Origin of the sequence: Providencia sp. PROV080 (assembly GCF_033688105.1) — a bacterium.
GTDB classification, from domain to species: Bacteria; Pseudomonadota; Gammaproteobacteria; order Enterobacterales; family Enterobacteriaceae; genus Providencia; species Providencia zhejiangensis.
The window spans coordinates 3323015-3340540 of the sequence record NZ_CP096346.1; the positions used below are offsets into that span (position 1 = coordinate 3323015).

At 40.6% G+C, this 17526-nt stretch carries 11 protein-coding genes and 1 tRNA gene; 2 read left to right on the forward strand and 10 right to left on the reverse strand.

Annotation, left to right across the window (positions count from 1 at the left end; all coding sequences use genetic code 11):
• Window positions 1–23 precede the first annotated feature (23 nt).
• Window positions 24–100 (forward strand) — tRNA-Met (locus tag M1F03_RS14945).
• Between the two features lie 104 nt (window positions 101–204).
• Here M1F03_RS14945 and amiC read toward each other — a convergent pair.
• Window positions 205–1455, reverse strand: a complete 1251-nt coding sequence (gene amiC / locus M1F03_RS14950; RefSeq protein WP_154622494.1) for an N-acetylmuramoyl-L-alanine amidase AmiC — start codon at window positions 1453–1455, stop codon at window positions 205–207.
• Between the two features lie 246 nt (window positions 1456–1701).
• On the opposite strand from amiC, the gene argA reads away from it, so the two are divergent.
• The gene (gene argA, locus M1F03_RS14955; protein WP_154622495.1) at window positions 1702–3045 is read left to right on the forward strand and encodes an amino-acid N-acetyltransferase; all 1344 of its coding nucleotides are present in this window, start codon (window positions 1702–1704) and stop codon (window positions 3043–3045) included.
• A gap of 59 nt (window positions 3046–3104) precedes the next feature.
• Here the strand turns inward: argA and M1F03_RS14960 are convergent, their stop codons facing one another.
• Genes M1F03_RS14960 through M1F03_RS15000 form a run of 9 tightly spaced genes read right to left on the reverse strand, consistent with a single transcriptional unit; the run spans window position 3105 to window position 17361 of the window.
• Complete coding sequence (locus M1F03_RS14960; protein WP_154622496.1) at window positions 3105–3674, reverse strand: hypothetical protein; 570 nt, start codon at window positions 3672–3674, stop codon at window positions 3105–3107.
• 57 nt (window positions 3675–3731) lie between these two features.
• Complete coding sequence (gene recD / locus M1F03_RS14965) at window positions 3732–5588, reverse strand: exodeoxyribonuclease V subunit alpha (RefSeq protein ID WP_195848142.1); 1857 nt, start codon at window positions 5586–5588, stop codon at window positions 3732–3734.
• The gene (gene recB, locus M1F03_RS14970) at window positions 5588–9190 is read right to left on the reverse strand and encodes an exodeoxyribonuclease V subunit beta (protein WP_251464622.1); all 3603 of its coding nucleotides are present in this window, start codon (window positions 9188–9190) and stop codon (window positions 5588–5590) included. The genes recD and recB overlap by 1 nt, the downstream gene beginning before the upstream one ends.
• A gap of 5 nt (window positions 9191–9195) precedes the next feature.
• Window positions 9196–12093, reverse strand: coding sequence for a pitrilysin (gene ptrA, locus M1F03_RS14975; protein ID WP_251464623.1), 2898 nt, complete (start codon window positions 12091–12093; stop codon window positions 9196–9198).
• A gap of 19 nt (window positions 12094–12112) precedes the next feature.
• Entirely contained in the window at window positions 12113–15487 is a 3375-nt protein-coding gene (gene recC / locus M1F03_RS14980) for an exodeoxyribonuclease V subunit gamma (RefSeq protein ID WP_251464624.1), read from the reverse strand.
• On the reverse strand, window positions 15465–15842 hold the full coding sequence (locus M1F03_RS14985) for a prepilin-type N-terminal cleavage/methylation domain-containing protein (protein WP_251464625.1): 378 nt from the start codon (window positions 15840–15842) through the stop codon (window positions 15465–15467). The genes recC and M1F03_RS14985 overlap by 23 nt, the downstream gene beginning before the upstream one ends.
• Window positions 15842–16282, reverse strand: coding sequence for a YgdB family protein (locus M1F03_RS14990; protein ID WP_154622521.1), 441 nt, complete (start codon window positions 16280–16282; stop codon window positions 15842–15844). Before M1F03_RS14990 ends, M1F03_RS14985 begins: the two co-directional genes overlap by 1 nt.
• Window positions 16282–16866, reverse strand: a complete 585-nt coding sequence (locus M1F03_RS14995) for a prepilin peptidase-dependent protein (RefSeq protein WP_154622502.1) — start codon at window positions 16864–16866, stop codon at window positions 16282–16284. The genes M1F03_RS14990 and M1F03_RS14995 overlap by 1 nt, the downstream gene beginning before the upstream one ends.
• A 9-nt stretch (window positions 16867–16875) precedes the next feature.
• Entirely contained in the window at window positions 16876–17361 is a 486-nt protein-coding gene (locus M1F03_RS15000) for a prepilin-type N-terminal cleavage/methylation domain-containing protein (RefSeq protein WP_154622503.1), read from the reverse strand.
• Window positions 17362–17526: the final 165 nt, after the last annotated feature.

A 17526-nucleotide genomic window follows, 5' to 3' on the forward strand; every position in this document is an offset into this window, starting at 1 on the left:
CCTGTTATATTGACCTCTTCAGTCGCGGGGTGGAGCAGCTTGGTAGCTCGTCGGGCTCATAACCCGAAGGTCGTCGGTTCAAATCCGGCCCCCGCAACCACTTGTTATACTTCCCTTATCTTCCCAAACCTACCATGAAAGAAAAAAGGTGACTCACTTTTCAGTTCATCACCCTACACTATTTTAAATTTTGCAATACAGAAACTAATTTCTAATCGCTAACTCACCACCATTACGGAAATAAGCTTTAATTCCTTGAAAAATAGACTCTGCCATTTGTTGCTGGAACTTAGCTGTTTTCAGCTTACGCTCTTCTTCCAAATTACTAATGAAAGCCGTTTCCACGAGAATTGATGGGATCTCTGGTGCTTTTAGTACCGCAAAGCCCGCCTGATCGACTTTGTTTTTATGCAGTCGATTGACTTTTCCCATACGTTTTAAAACTTCATCGCCGAACTTCAAGCTATCATTAATTGTTGCAGTTTGAACTAAGTCGAGCATTGTATGATCCAGATACGCATCACCACTTTTGCTAACACCACCAATTAAATCGGCCTCATTCTGAGTTTGCGCAAGGTAACGTGCAGTATTACTTGTCGCCCCTTTCGTCGATAGTGCGAATACAGAAGAACCATGAGCAGAGCGATTCGTGAAAGCATCCGCGTGAATAGACACAAACAGGTCTGCTTGCATTTTACGAGCCTTAGCGACCCTAACTTTCAATGGAATAAACACATCTTCATTACGGGTCATATAGGCACGCATTTTAGGATCTTTATCAATCAACGCCTTCAAACGCCGTGCAATTTGTAACACAACATCTTTTTCGCGTGTTTTATATTTGCCCATCGCTCCGGGGTCTTCACCGCCGTGCCCTGGGTCAATCATAATGATAATTGGGCGATCAGTTCCTGCTTTACCGGGCTTTTTGGCCTGAGCAGGCATTTTTTCTTCTAAATCACCTTTATTATAATCCTCTAGCAAAGCCAACAGAGGGTCATCGGATGTTTCCACACCTTGCCCTGGATAAAAATCCATCACTAAACGGTTTTTAAACTCGGCAACAGGCCCCATCGTGAAGATCTGTGGACTAACCTTATTTTTTACTTCAAAAACGAGACGTACAGTTTTCGGGTCAAACTGCCCCACTCTAACGAGTTTAAGGTAGGGGTCTCGCGATTGAATCTGAGTTCCCATTTGCTTCAGGATGTTATTCAGTTGTACCCCTTCGAGATCAATCACTATGCGCTCAGGGTTATGCAATACCAACTGACGATATTTTAATGGAGCATTAGATTCTAGCGTTACGCGCGTATAACTTGATGCCGGCCATATACGCACCGCAATAACATTTGTATTCGCAGCGAAACCAAATGGGCTGACACTAAGTAACATAACCGCAGCCGCCCCCTGTATAAGGCGACGTTTAGATGGACAGTGATCTTGGTGACTCATCAATAATTCCGAACCTAAAACTGAATATCAGGTGATTTTAGAATAAAAGCCAAATTGAGGCCAGAAACATAAACTCTAGCGAATCATTCGCATGCTGTCATCAAGAATACACATTTAAATATAGAGATATGTAAACTCAAATAATAAAAATGTTACAAGTCTTGTTCTATCTTTTACTTGATATTTATCGCCAAAAAGAATAAAAATACATTAATTGCGAATAAAAATTCAATTATGAGGATGGTTATGAAAGAGCGCAGCACCGAGCTGGTTGATGAGTTTCGCCATTCGGTACCTTATATTAATGCCCACCGCGGCAAAACATTTATTATTATGCTTGGCGGAGAAGCAATTGCGCATGAAAATTTTCCAAGTATTGTCAATGACATAGGTTTATTACATAGCCTTGGCATCCGCATTGTTGTTGTTTACGGCGCTCGCCCTCAGATTGAGAACATCTTGGCTGAACACAATTATGAAGCGGTTTATCATAAACATACTCGGGTGACAGATTCGAATACACTTGAATATGTGAAACAAGCTTCAGGCGCTTTATTACTTGATATTACTGCTCGTTTATCGATGAGTCTTAGCAATACTCCTTTACAAGGCGCTCACATCAACGTTGTCAGTGGAAACTTTGTCATCGCCCAACCGCTTGGTGTCGATGACGGTATTGATTATTGTCATAGCGGTCGTATTCGTCGTATCGATGAAGATGCTATCAATAAGCAACTTGATAATGGTTCTATTGTATTAATTGGGCCAGTTGCAGTTTCTGTAACAGGAGAAAGTTTTAATCTCACCTCAGAAGAAATCGCAACTCAACTTGCAGTCAAAATGAAAGCAGAAAAATTAATAGGATTTTGCTCTTCGCAAGGGGTTGCCGATAAAGAAGGGAATATTCTATCTGAATTATTTCCCAATGAGGCAGAAAATAGGATCCAAGAGTTGGAAGCTGAAGGCGATTATTATTCAGGAACAGTGCGTTTTTTACGTGGCGCAGCGAAAGCCTGTCGCCGTGGTGTGCGTCGTAGTCATTTGCTCAGCTACCAAGAAAATGGTTCTTTGATTCAAGAGCTGTTTTCACGCGATGGTATCGGTACTCAAATCGTCATGGAAAGTGCAGAGCAAATTCGCCGCGCCAATATTAACGACATTGGTGGTATTCTTGAATTAATCCGCCCACTAGAACAACAAGGTATTTTAGTTAGGCGTTCAAGAGAACAACTTGAAATGGAAATCGATAAATTTACCATCATTGAACGAGATAATTTAGTCATTGCTTGTGCAGCACTCTATCCTTACCCAGAAGAAAAACTGGGTGAAATGGCCTGTGTCGCAGTACATCCTGACTATCGTAGTTCTTCGCGGGGAGAAGAACTGCTACACCGCATAGCGCTACAAGCTAAGCAAATAGGATTAGAAAAATTATTTGTGCTAACGACGCGTAGCATTCATTGGTTTCAAGAAAGAGGCTTTATTCCTGCTGAGATTGAAATGTTGCCATTGAAAAAACAAGCTTTATATAACTACCAACGCCGCTCAAAAATTTTAATGTTAGATTTAAAAGCGCCTACCGACAAATAACGCAAGCCAAACTAACCTGATCCTTTATTGAGATCAGGTTAGTTATTCAGTAAATCAGCTTAAGCAATTTGGACTACTCGTGATTTCTGGCAGAGTGGCGTACTGTCGATAATGGGCTGTAGCAATGCTGACATTTCGGCAAAAGATGAACCATAGAAGTAGAAAGCGGTTTCAGTCGGCCCTTCCCATACCCCATGGATAGCACCAATATCTTCGACAGCCTCATCCATTTTGTCGAAAATATCATTGATATCACTATTCTCATAAACTTCATCAGGCAATTCAGTGCCATTTAAATAGAGTGCTAAGCCTTCTTCATCACCAAATTCAATTACCGTATCTTCTCCATGCACAATCAATCGAGAACCTTTTGGCGCTAACATAGACGAGAACAATTGAATTATCAGACTGATATTTTCGTCGTTAGCCTCAGCCACAGAAAGCTCGATATCACATTCTTCAATTTCACCGCTGTCTGAAAGTAAAGTACCACCTCCAGTCACCTGAATATCTTTATTCATCCCCTGCATGACTTGTGTAAATGCATCTTCTAAATCAGCACGTCTTTCCGGCTCGATTCTCGCTTTCAGTGTTACCGTTAACGCCGTCATAGTTGGCTGGTTATCCATATTATTACCTTTTGCATTTAAGTCTGATTTACGTAGCCACAGCTACTGCTTGTGACTCTATTTTACATTCATTAATTGTATTGCTAAACCACTACGCCGTTTTGTTGGCGTTTCAATAGCTCGACGTAAAATTTTCATATTGCAATACAAAGAAAGCGTTTTTTTAGCTCGCGTTATCGCGGTGTACACCAGTTCACGAGTCACTACTGGTGAATATACCTTCGGTAATACTAATGCGGTATGGGCGAATTCTGAACCTTGAGATTTATGCACCGTCATGGCATATGCCGTTTCATGTAGAGGTAATCGATTAGGCTGAATGCCTTTAATCGAACCATCTGGATACTGAAAGTAAGCTCTAAGAGCCCCTTCCTCATCGGGCAATATTATGCCTATATCACCATTAAATAACCCTAGCGGGCTATCATTTCGGCTAATCATAATTGGCCGTCCTGCATAGTGTTTATTGGTCTGATTAAATGGCCGATAAATAAGCCCTTGACGATGCAGTAGCTTTTCCAGCTTTTCATTTATTCCGATCACACCATAAGGCCCATCTCTTAAAGCGGTAAGTAAGCGGAATTGATTAAATTTAAACAATATCTCTGCTGGGTCATGAGCGGCTTTCACTGATAAGAGGTAATCTTGATAAAACTTCGCAGCGTCCATTAACATCTGAGCGTAATCGTCTTCACTTTCCTGTCCATAGGTCTGCACATCATTGAAGGAACTATTTAAGACTTTCTCAGCACGCTTCACATCCCCTTCATTAACCGCAAACGCAAGCTGCCCTATGCCAGAAGAGGCAGAAAACCGATAACTTTTACGCAATAAGCACAGACTATTTCTGATAAAAGGTCCGTCCTCAGAGACAAAATGCGCCAGTGAATAGCCCGTCAGATCGCTAAGTTCTTGCGCTCTTTGGGGGCTATAACCACAATCAGCAAACTGACAGATATCACCGAGTACTGCCCCCGCCTCGACTGAAGCTAGCTGGTCTTTATCACCTAAAAAAATTAATTTTGCATGAGAAGGTAAAGCTTCGATGAGTTTTCCCATCATAGGTAAATCTACCATTGAAGCTTCATCCACAATTAAGATATCTAGTGATAATAAATTATCGCTATGATAGCGGAATTGCTGGCTTTCCGGCTGAGCCCCTAATAGTCTATGTAACGTCTTAGCTTGATTAGGGAGCATGCCTCGTTCTTCATCACTTAATGATAAACCGTCCAGAGCAGCGCCTAATGACTCAGTCAAACGAGCAGCCGCTTTACCTGTTGGGGCAGCTAATTCAATTTGAACATTATGTTTATTCTCAACAGCAAGTTTCACTAATGCCGCAAGAATTCGAGCAACCGTTGTTGTTTTGCCCGTACCTGGCCCACCAGATATAACCGACACTTGGCTGGTCACTGCCACCGCAGCTGCAATTTTTTGCCAATCTATCTCACGACTGTGAGGGAAAAGCGCATCTAAAATTGATTTAAGATGCAATGAATCATATTGCGCGAATACAGTCTGTGAAAAGTACCTAGAGACACAACGTTCGTATTGCCATAACCGCTGAAAATAGAGAAATTCGCCTGATAATATTAAAGGTGATGGCTGGTTTTCATCCGCTAAAGTAATAAAAGGTGCGTTCTTAACTGCTTGATAAATTGTTTCTTGATCAGGCTTTCCTATTGCACACCAAAATTCATGAGCTAATTCAGGATGACGTCCAGCAAATATCTTTTCCAAACTGACGTCTGCTAAGGATAAACAAACATGCCCCGTCATCGTTTCTGCACTTAATAATGCAGTAATAAAAAGTAATATTGGGCTGCGTTCTTCTGTGATGTTATAGGCAAATTGAATATCAAGAGGCGTAAACAAACGAGCTTCGATCGCTTTATTGAACAGCGCTTTCATCATGATGTGCTCCCTTCTTGTACATTGAGAAATAGCTGATCAAATGCATCTATAAATTCAGGCTCAGGTCGATAGTAAAAAATACCGTTATTTGACTCAGCCTTATCAATACCGCGTAAGAAGAGATAATAAACACCGCCAAAATGGATATCGTACTGATAGTTAGGCACCCGTTGTTTTAGATAACGATGTAATGCTAATGAGTACAATTGATATTGGAGATCATAACGATGATCTATCATGGCCTCAACCATCGCCGATTGCGTATAACAACTGGCATCCCCTCCAAGGTAATTTGATTTATAATCAAGTAGGTAAAATTTACCATTCCACAAAAATGTTAAATCAATAAAACCTTTTAAAATGCCCTGTACTTCTTCAAAACTCAGTGGAGGGCAAGCAGCAGATATAGGATCATATTGATGAGTAACGCGGTCAACGGCTTGGGGGTCTAATAACTTATCTATAGGTAAATAAAATTGCATCTCATCGAGCATATCTTGAGGCGCTAAAGCGGATAAACATAGGCCATCTTCCGCAAGTGGCGCCTGAACAATCGCCATTAACCACTCCTGTAGCATTTCAGCCCATTGCGTATCAAAGCCCGATATTTGAAGCTTTTCCTGCAACCACTCTAGAGGAACGTCTTTTGAAAACTCAATTTCTTCCATTAATTCATGCAGAAATGTTCCGGGTGCGGTCCCTTTAGGGAATTGGTGTGGTGTTAAAATGTGCTCATCCGCTAAGGGTAAAGTGGTATCGATACTGACTTCAATATCCATCTTTGGTGCAAGCGAACTTGCCAACTGCTCTGCACTAATTACTTGCTCACTCTCACCGTAAGACCTGCGATAACTTAACCCCGAATAACTCGTGACTCTCCAGTGATCATCAAAGAAGCGCGTCACATTTCTTGCTGATAGCGCCTCTGAGTCACCTTGATTCAACGCTAGCGAAATTGGCTCTATTTGTTCAATTCGCTCAACATTAATCACTGTATTCGTTAATTCTGCTAGCCCTTTATCGAGCAAAGTAAAATCACCCGCTTCACTTTTTTGAATTAAATAGCCTAAAGCCGATAAATGCAGGTCAGTTTCTCCACTTTTCTTACGGTTGCCTTTGATGATTGGTGCAATACCTACGCTACAATGATAAATCGCTCGAGTTAAGGCGACATAGAGTAATCGTAGATCCTCCGCTAAACGTTCTTCATCTGCCAAAGCAATGTTTTCTTCGTTGTCCGCAAGGTCTAAACGTGTCCGATAATTATCCCTATCATGATAAAGCGCCTTTGATTGAGGTAAAAAATTACTGGCAAAAGGCAACCAAACTATTGGGTATTCAAGCCCTTTCGATTTATGAATAGTACTAATTTGAACAAGGTGTTTATCACTTTCTAAACGCATTTGCTGCGCGTTAGATTGATGGTCAGGATCTGCTATTTGCTGAGTTAGCCAACGAACCAATGTATGCTCCCCTTCGAGTTGAAGAGACATTTCTTGCAGCAACTCACCAATATGCATAAAGTCCATTAGACGTCGTTCACCGTCAACTGAAGAAAGAAAAGTTTCAGCAATATGGCGTTCAGACATTAACACCCTAAGCATCGGTAGAACGCCCTGCTTACGCCAGATAATGGAATATCGGGTAAATTCATCAACTAAAGCTTCCCACGCTTTTTCATCATAGTTGAGAGTATCAATTTCTTTAGCGTTTAATCCTAATGTGCCTGTCGCTAATGCACTACGTAAAACACGCTCTTTCTCAGGTGACAATACGGCCTGAAGGATCCACAGTAAGTCTCGTGCTTCTTGGGTTGAAAACACACTCTCTCGATTCGATTGAAAAACAGATGGGATACTAAGCTGGTTTAAGGCATCGCGTATTAACATTGCCTCGCGCCGACTTCTTACCAGTACCGTAATATCAGCAGCAGAGACGGGTATTTCTTTCCCATCTTGCTGCTGAAAAACGGCGGTTCCCTTCAAGCCACCTTGTAATAGCTGGCTAATCTGTGCGGCACATTGTGCGGCCATCGTGTGTTCATAATCAGCAATAGAAACGGCTTCAGCATTAATTTGCCAAAAAGTTAGCGCTTTTACTGCCTCACCATTATGACAAAGCATCTTACCAGCGTTTCTTTCTGCAAAATTGACGGGATTAAATGGAATTTGTTCAAAAATAAACGGATTGTCACAATAGCTAAAAACATGATTAACCGCTTCCACCATATGTTGTGATGAACGATGGTTAGTTTCTAATGTGTAATGGGCATTGACCTGTTTTTTCGCTTCAATATAAGTAAAAATATCAGCACCACGAAATGCATATATCGCTTGCTTTGGATCACCGATAAACAGCAATGCGCTATTTTCAACACCGCCGTAAATTCGTTGAAAAATACGATATTGTTGGGGGTCTGTGTCCTGAAATTCATCAATCATTGCCACGGGATAACGTTGGCTAATTGCTTCTGCTAAATATTTTCCACCTTGCTGCTTTAGTGCGCTGTCTAAACGAGTAAGTAAATCATCAAACCCCATCTCCCCACGATGATGTTTTTCCTGAATAATATTTTGTCTCACTTCAGTTATTGCCAGTGGGATGATCAAGTCTTTAATTGTTAATGATTGGGAAAGTAGCTCGTCGATACGCGCAAAAACGGCGTGCTCTGGCCCTGAACCACTTTTTGATTTCTCATGCAAAACTGCTTGAGAAAAACGCACAATTTCTTTTGGTAATTGATAATCCTGAGTTTCCTCTTCCGCCCAACGCAGCATTTTTTCTAACCAGCTAGGTAAAAAACGAGAGCTATAGCTCCGCTTATCAACATCTGAATTAGAGATAAGCCGTTCAAATTCAGAACAATTCGCTAGCCATAAAGACTTCACCTGAGTGATCAGCTCAATTAAGCGTTGATGGCGCTCTTCAAACGTTTCCGTACGCTGCTGTTCGTTAACGATATCGGGCATATCACCCTGTAAAAAAGGTTTAATTTCCGCCAGCAGTGCTTCAGGGCTATTCCATTGCGACAAAACAACCTTCGTCATTGAATAATCTAGCGGGTAAAAATGTCGTCGCCAAAAGTCTGCACAAGCTTGCTTTTGAATCGGAAGTTCATCTTGGATCATGGTTTGTTCGAATAAAACCCCTGATTCAAAAGCATTATGCACCAACATTCTTTGGCAAAATCCATGAATGGTATAAATCGCCGCCTCATCCATTTGGCGTTCAGCTGTCAGCAACCAACTAATCGCAAACTCTCGTTGCTCTGGTGTCGTAATTTGTGAAAGCAACTCTAAATATTCAGGTTCTTTTTCAAAACCAACGCCATTACGAATACAAGCAAGACGCATTTTATGGATTCGCTCACGGATACGTCCTCGTAGTTCATTAGTGGCAGCTTCTGTAAAGGTAACAACTAGGATTTCTTCTACAGTAAGAGGCCGAGAGAAGGCATTCTCTCGGCCTAACCCTAATAATAAACGCAGATAGAGGATCCCTATCGTATAGGTTTTACCTGTACCCGCCGATGCCTCAATTAACCGCTGCCCTTGTAAGGGTAGGGAAAAAGCATCTAACAGTTGGGAACTTATCTGCATTTTACTCACTGTAAATCATCCTTAATAGGTAAAATCTTTTGAAATTCTGAAGCGTTAGGATAAAACACCCAGCCTTTTAATGGCGCATAGCCCGTTTTCTCATTCACGTTTTGACCAATGACTTGAGAGGCTAATGCCAATCCCTGACGTTTCATAACAGCACGCTGATAATAATCAATAACCTGTTGCTGAGTTGCTTTTTCAAAAAGCGCCAGAACCTTATCGCGAGTATCAAAAGTAAAAATATTACGACTAAAATCCGATGAATAGCGTCCTACTTCCTCATAGAAAGTTTGAGGAGGCTGTTTCATTTGAGTAATAAGTGATTGTTTATACTGTTCAAACTCTTGAGCCGGTAATTTTTTCAATTTATCAAACGCTGCATTATAAAACTCTTGATAACGAGTATTGAGATAAGCTGGCGTTTGCGCATTACTTTGTAATAAGAAACCAATACCCCACTGATCGCCGATACCGACTTTGAAAGCAAAAACAGCATAGCCAAGTTGCTCATTCGTTCTGAGCTGGTCATAAAACCATGGCTGAATGATATTGGATAGTAATCCCGAGAGAACAGCCCCCTCAATACGGCTATAGCCTTCAGGAATAAAGATCTCTGCTAATGCGCTATCCGAGCTTTGAGCTTGTCGATGGAAATCAGCCAAATAGGCTTGATCAATGGCAACAATATCACCCCGCCACCAGTTGGTACCTTTGCTCTTCAGTAATGCCTGTGCATCTTGAATGACTTTTATGCTTTGCTCTGAAGTCAAATTACCAATTACCATGGCTTGTAGTGCGGCACTGTCCACAACTTTAGTACGATAATCGGTAAGATCTTTTAGCGAAATATCATCCAGTACTGCTAACCGCGCTTCTTGCTCGAAATAAGGTACAGTATCAATTCGACGCAAAGGTTGCATCGCTAACTCATAAGCTTTAGCGTTATTAGCGACTTTAATTTGCTCTTGATACCAAGATTTGGCTTGAGCTAATTCCCTATCAGTGGGTTCAAAGCTAAGATAAAGCTTAGTCATGGATAAAAACAGCTCAGGCAAATGCTGTGTATAACCACTTGCATTAAACTGTAAACCTAACCCTTGTGAGACAGAAACAGACATCCCCGCCACTGAGGCTTGATATTGCAGTTCATCCATTTTTAAAGAGGCAATATATTGCAGTAAGGCGCCTGTGACTTGAGATTTAGCGTCCTGCTCACCAACTTTAGTTTTCAGCAATAAATTAATGGTTGCTTTAGGTTCATCCGCAAAGTACTGACTTGGCATATACAGAACACGGGTATTCTGATCTTGGTACACTAATTCGGGATGTTTATATTCCTTATCCACTTTAATTAAAGACAAATTATCTGGTATATAGGGATTTAGCTCCGGTAATCTAAATTTCATTTTAGATTCAAGCTGCTCCCATTTAGCTAACTGTTGAGCTGTAATCTTATCGACTTGATAAGGTGCATCAACAAAATAAGCTTTTTTATTATGGGGCTCTTCTGGGCTAATAAACCAAATTCTAGCATCCTTAGCGGTCAGCTCAGATAAGCGAGCTTTTATAGCCGCAGGATCATATTTATCGGCAATATAATCGGAATCCAGTACGTGGTTCACAGGAACATTGATCATTTGGTCAGATAACCACTCAATGTAGTTCATGTCCCGAACAATAGAACCATAGCGGAACGAAAGATTTAGTACATTCGCTATTTCATCAAAATAATTTTTATTAACACCTTGTTTTTTCAGCAAATCAATATAAGAAAAAACAGCCGCAATAATTTCATCACGCTCAGCCAGACCTTTGTCCGTTAACGTAATATAGATGGAGAAAGAGCCATAATTACGGTCCGCGTTCGGAAGCGATGATGCACTGATCCCTTCCGCAAGCCCTTGCGATATTAACCAATCAGCAAGTGTACCAGGACTACGATTGCCAATTAGATAGCCAATATATTCATCACTTTTGCTCCGGAAATCAGCCATATTATTTTTGATACTAAATTCAAGCTGAATGGCTTTTTGAGGCTGAGCTGGCACATAATGAATAACAATTCCTTTTTCATTATCAGTAACAGCTGGCACCTCTGTTGAAGGAGCCGTCACCTTATGATCAGGAATACGCCCGAAAGTGTCTGCGGCTATCTTTGCTAATGATTCAATCGATTGGTCACCATAAAGCACCCCATTCATTAAATTTGCTGAGTAATACTTTTTATAAAAATCGACTAACTCAGTTTGTAATTTGCTGTTCGGCTTATCTTTTAGTGTTTCTAAATTTCCACCAGAAAAACGAGAATTTGGATGTTTAGGATTCAATGTTTCTGAACGAACTTGCCATAAACGCATTCCATCTCGAGAACGCGCCATTGTTAGCTCAGCATTGACCGCATTGCGCTCTCTATCCGCATTTGTGGGATCAAGTAATGGTTCAGCTAATGCATCAGCCAACCTATCAGTTGCCTCTTTGAGTGCACTATTTTCAACTTCTAAATAATACGCGGTGCGATGTGCAGCAGTGCTAGCATTATGGCTACCACCATGTTTTTGTAAAAATTCAGATAAGCTGCTTGGCTCTGGGTATTTTTTAGAACCCATTAATACCATGTGCTCCAAATAATGAGCTAAACCTAGCTGGCTGTCTGGGTTTTCTAAGCTCCCAACAGGAATCGACACCGCGGCTAATGATTTTGTCGCTTTTGGATCTGAAACCAATAAAACGATCATCCCATTATTCAGCTTAATGGCTTGATAAGTTCTTGGATCATTTTCACTCTTATTGATAGTTTCAGGCAAAACTTGCCAAAGGGGCTGAGCGATAACCGTCGCCCCCCAAACCATTAAGGTTAACAATAAGAAAAATTGAGCGATACTTTTGGATAAACGTAGCATCCTTTAATGCTCTCCTTTTTTATTTTAAATGTTCTGCCATTGGCAGAAGGTAACGCTGAGTATTCTCTAACAGCGCCTGAATTAAATGTTGGTCGATATTCCTACAGATACGTAAGACATAGTCATCTTCCATTTCACCTCTTTTCATCGAAGACCCCTGAAGGCTCTGCATTAAAATAGACAACGCTTTTTGTTGGATCTCTTCAGAAGCAAAGTCATACTGCTTTGTCTTTTTATCAAAACAAGCTGACAGCCAGTTCCAACCACTCTGGTTCAGTAATAATAAAGGTGTGTTTAACCCTTTACAGTAGCCAGCGATTAGCTGCTCTAAGTAATTCTTCGCATCACTTTGTTTTACACTAGAAAAATGCCAAATGCTATTCTCTCGACCCAAGGCAACGCTTTCACCTTCGTTAATCGCTAAATGAAATAACAGATGTTCTATCCATAACTGAACACCATCGTGTGCTGTTAAATAAGCGGGCCGATATCTGAGTATTCCCTTCTCATGGGCATTTCTTAACACTCCGCTTATTTTGATGCCATTAATTTGAAGATCAATAACATAATCAGTTGGTTGGACATTTTGTTGTTTTATTTTTTCCGCTAAAGGCGCTATATCGTTAATTTGTTGCTCCCAATACAATTGACCAAACTGTTTCGCTGGCAGTTGCCCTGAAGCTTTTAGCGCTTGATATAAAGGCTGCGGATTTTCATCTTTGATTAACAGCGCCAAAATCCGTTCATTCATTTTATAACGCTGCAATTTGTCCAAAAGAAATGGCTCATCTTCTGGTAATTCTGTTTCTTCAATTGTGAAATGAACTTTTAAGCGCTGTTGGAAGAACGCGCGAATAGGATGCCGATAAAAACGTAATAACTGTTCAATAGAGATATCTGTCACTCTTTCACGTTCATCTAGCTCATAGATAAATGGCTTTCCCTCTTGCAGCACTGTTTCTGCTGCGGGTAACCACTCACTAGCAAAGCTTTGATATGGTGAATTAGCCATAAAGTTTTCTTTAGCAAACGGAACTCTGTTATGTTGAAATACAAGATGTTTTTTAAGCCTTAACGCACTTTCATCAATATTCAGTTTGTCATCGCCTTGTAGGCAAAAACTCTGACAAATGTAGTCCAACAATTCAGTCACTAACACCGATGGATTACAAACTTGATTATCCTGTATTGATAAACCGATGTAACTGATATAAAGCTGTTTGGCTGCTGAGTTCAACGCTTCTAGAAATAAATAGCGGTCATCATCTCTACGTTTTCTGTCTCCTCTAGCAGGCTTTTCTGCCATTAAATCAAACCCTAGTGGCGGAATACTTCTTGGATAGATACCATCATTCATCCCTAGCAAACAAACCACTTTGAAAGGTACCGACCGCATTGGCATTAAAGTACAAAAATTAACTGACCCGGCCAGAAAACGCTGACTAATTTTTTCATCATCAAAGCACACCGCCAACTCATCTCGAATTAAACGTAAAGATATTTGCTCATCGTAGCCTGAGTTTATGGCATTTTGCAGTATCTTATGCCATTGCTCTGTCACAAGAGTGAGTACTAACTCTGTCTCACTATCCGTTTGAAAGAAACTCTCAATGAGTTGCTGGCAAATATCTTGCCATTCATCAAGTGTTCTTTCCGTTGCTAATAACGTTCGCCACTCTTTTAATGTGCTAACCAGTAAAGCCAGTTTGCCCGCTAACTGTGCGGCTAAACCACTACATTCATCGTAAGGTAGAACACCATTCCAAGGGCCATATCGACTGTCCATCGCATAGCCTAGTAACATTCGACTTAATCCGAACTGCCACGTATTTTGCCCTATAACAGGCAGTGATAATGCACGCACATTATCATCATCTAACCCCCAGCGAATGCCTGATTCATTCACCCAACGGCGTAGTAACCCTAGCTCACTTTCATCTATATCAAAGCGTTCAGCAAAAGCCGAAACTTCCAGTAACGTCAGGACTTGCTCTGTAGAGAAACGGCTTTGTGGCAGGTCTAACAAGAGTATGAATGCCTGCAAAATGGGGTGAGCCTGCAAGGCTTTTCTATCAGATATAGAAAAAGGGATATATCGCTTAGTCGCGGTATTTCCAAAAACCGCTTGTATGAAGGGGGTATAACTATCAATATCTGAAACCATCACAATGACATCTCTCGGCGTTAAAGTGGGATCTTGTTCAAATAACGCCAATAATTTATCTTGCAATACTTCCACTTCCCTTTGTGCGCTATGACAAGAGTGGAAAGTAACAGACTGATCAGAGAGTGCTAAAACTCGCTTACCGATACTAGTACTATAAGCCCTTAAATCTGTTCCAAGCTGAGCGTGGTTTTCGAGGTCTAAAATGTCTTGCTGCAAATTCTCTAGCAGGCTATTGCGGTTCGTATCGACAAATGCTGAAATCTCATTTGCACTATCAATTTGCGAAATAAAGTAGAGGTTATCTCGCCCTAATTTTCCCCATGAGGCAAGTAATGGATTAGCTAATTCTTGCTCCCCCTCGTCATTGAACAGTTCTTGTGCATGCTCCTCTATTTTAAAACGCGATATTTCATTCTTATCAATATAATGACGTAATTTTCTTTTCTGTAGCTTTGCCAAAAAAGAATGGCTGTGAATATCCCCCCAATAATAACGACAGGGATTGGTAAACATGAGGTGAATATCCGTGTGTTCCGCGATGGCACTTAATGCTTGCAGATAAACGGGGGGTAATGAAGATATACCACAAATAAAAATACGTTTTGGCAGCACATTATGTAGATTTTGACTGTTAGATAACTTATCAATAAAACTCTGATACAGGTTAGCTCGATGCCACGGTGATTGACCCAGTGATTGAGTATAATCGACCAACTGCAACCATAATCGTTTTTGCCATAATTGGTTTACCCCTAAACCATCAATAAGCTCATTTTGCTGCCATTTTTCAATCCATTGAGGCCGATAAACTAAATATTGGTCAAATAAGTCTGCTACTCTCCCTGCAAGCTGGTGTAACTTTCTTTTATCTAAGTCATGCTCAAGGTAATGACGTAACGGCTCAAAGTCATCCTCATCAATCACCGTAGGTAAAATTTTCATTAACTTCCATGTCATTGCTTGCTTGGTATAAGCACTTTCTTTCGGAATATCAGGCAACACCCGCCGAAACATATCCCAAATAAAAGTTGCAGGTAAAGGGTAATGAATATTCGCAGCAATACCAAAACGTTTTGCTAATTCTATCTGAAGCCATTGAGACATACCGGGGCTTTGTACCAAGATGATTTCTTGTGCGAACGGATGAGAAAGCGGTTCATTCTCCATTAAATGAGCTATTAACTCCTTTAGTAGCTCTAATTGATTAGAATGATAAACCTGAAACATTGTTATCTCCTGTTCTACAAAACCAGCGGTTTAGAGAAAATGATTGCTTAGCCGTTGATAGCATGATTGTTGTATCACTACAACTCTCAGACACTGAGAGAGTCTGTAAGTTTATCTGCCAATCGGGAGAAATAAACTCTGTATTTTCAAGCTGTGGCTCCATCAGCACCGCTTGACGCTCTAAATTATTTTGCAACACTCGAAATACGAGCGAATGATGATATATCCAATTGAAATTTAAGGCTATGTGTTGATTATAGCTTAATAACGCCATTAACAGGATAGCAAAAACGACCACAGAAACCATTGATTCTATTAATATAAAACCTCGCTGCTTATCATAGAGAGCTTTCATCAACAAAATCCTTTTTGTGTAACAGGGCAATAATCAATCCAACCTTTTATGCGTGGCCGAATTTTTTGCGATTTTGGAATCGCAGCTACCCAGCGATAAACGGTGACATGATATCGTCCTTGATATTCTCCTCGGCCTAATAAAACAAATTGCCCTCCTTTATAATGTTTAATGCAGCTTGTTCCTCCCTGTATTGGCATGGACTGACATTGCCAAGTCGCCCCCCGATAGGTGCTTAAGCGCCAAGATTGTTGCAACCCCCATGCCAGCGCTGATTCCGCCAGATTGAAAGCTTCTATATATTTCTTTTCACGAAAAAACTCATCACGTGCATTTTCTTGATAAATGTGTAATGCCTTTAACAACAACAGCCCCATCGTCATCAATATCATTACCATCACCAAAGCGATACTGCCTGTTTGGTTGCCGCCTAGACGCATCACAGATTTCTCAACAAAACAGCTGTTTTATAGTGAAAACGTTTATTAGGTAAATTGGGGCTTTCAACGCTTAAATACATTTCAAGTATTGACTCCGCTTCATGCCAATTAAATCGCAATGAATTCACGCTAATCCTTAAAGGATCAAACAAGGATTGCCATCGTTTACCGTCACAATCTTCCACATTTCGATTCGACTCCAATTTGTGACCATTTAATCGATAACCAAAAAAATCAGACTCTTTGCTTCTCGCTCTAACAGGCCGCCATGAACCCGATAAGTTTTGGTCGTAAGCAAAAATAATGCATGAATTAGGATGATGACTTAAAAATTTCGCATCAATTTTCATTGCCTCACCTTGGCATGAGGCGCTACTACAGTACCCAATTCGTCTAAAATCCTTTTCCATATTAATAAGCACTTGTCTGATCTCCCTGTCAATCTCGTATTGAATATACGACTGGTGAGTTTGTTTAAATAGACGAGGAAAAACGGCCGTTGCCGCAATACAAACCAAACTGCTGATTGCCATTGCGAGCAATACCTCTATTAATGAAAACCCTTGCTGCTTATTTATATTCATTGAAAAACCCTAGCAACGAGGAATGCCTACGATTTTGTTATTGCTACAATGTCTCAAGCGCCCTAAAGCTGACAGAACAATGGTTATCTGCCCAAAATTATTTTTTAGCTTGAGACTAAAAGCACGACTTGTTCCTTGTTTACCATAGAAATCGACAGATAAACGACTTACAGATTGTATTTCAACACCTGCATACGGAGTCGATGCTAATACCGCTATTTGCCTCTGGTTTGTGGCTTCTTTAAAGGTAAGCTTCCAATCCCCTTGTGTGGTATCAATGAATAAAACACGGTGCTGATTTAAATAAATACCCTCCATGAAATGGCGATAAATAAATACGCTCACTTGCCGAGCGGCATCAACTAACTGTAATTTTTTCTGTTGTTGTTGCCAGCTATATAAAGCGGGTAGCAATGCTACAGAGCAAATGAACATCACCACTAACATCTCAATAAGCGTGAAGCCTTTGTTATGTTTTTCTATTTCAATATCCATATATTGCTGCAATGTCCTTTGCAAAATGAGTGTTTACTATGGATAGCAAGACGGCATAAAAATAGCCCCAAACGACTAAGTTACGCGATGCTTCGCAATAAAATGTAAAACTGGCAATCATTTTCAGCCATTTTAGGTAGCGCTTCGTAACAAGCAGAACAAGTT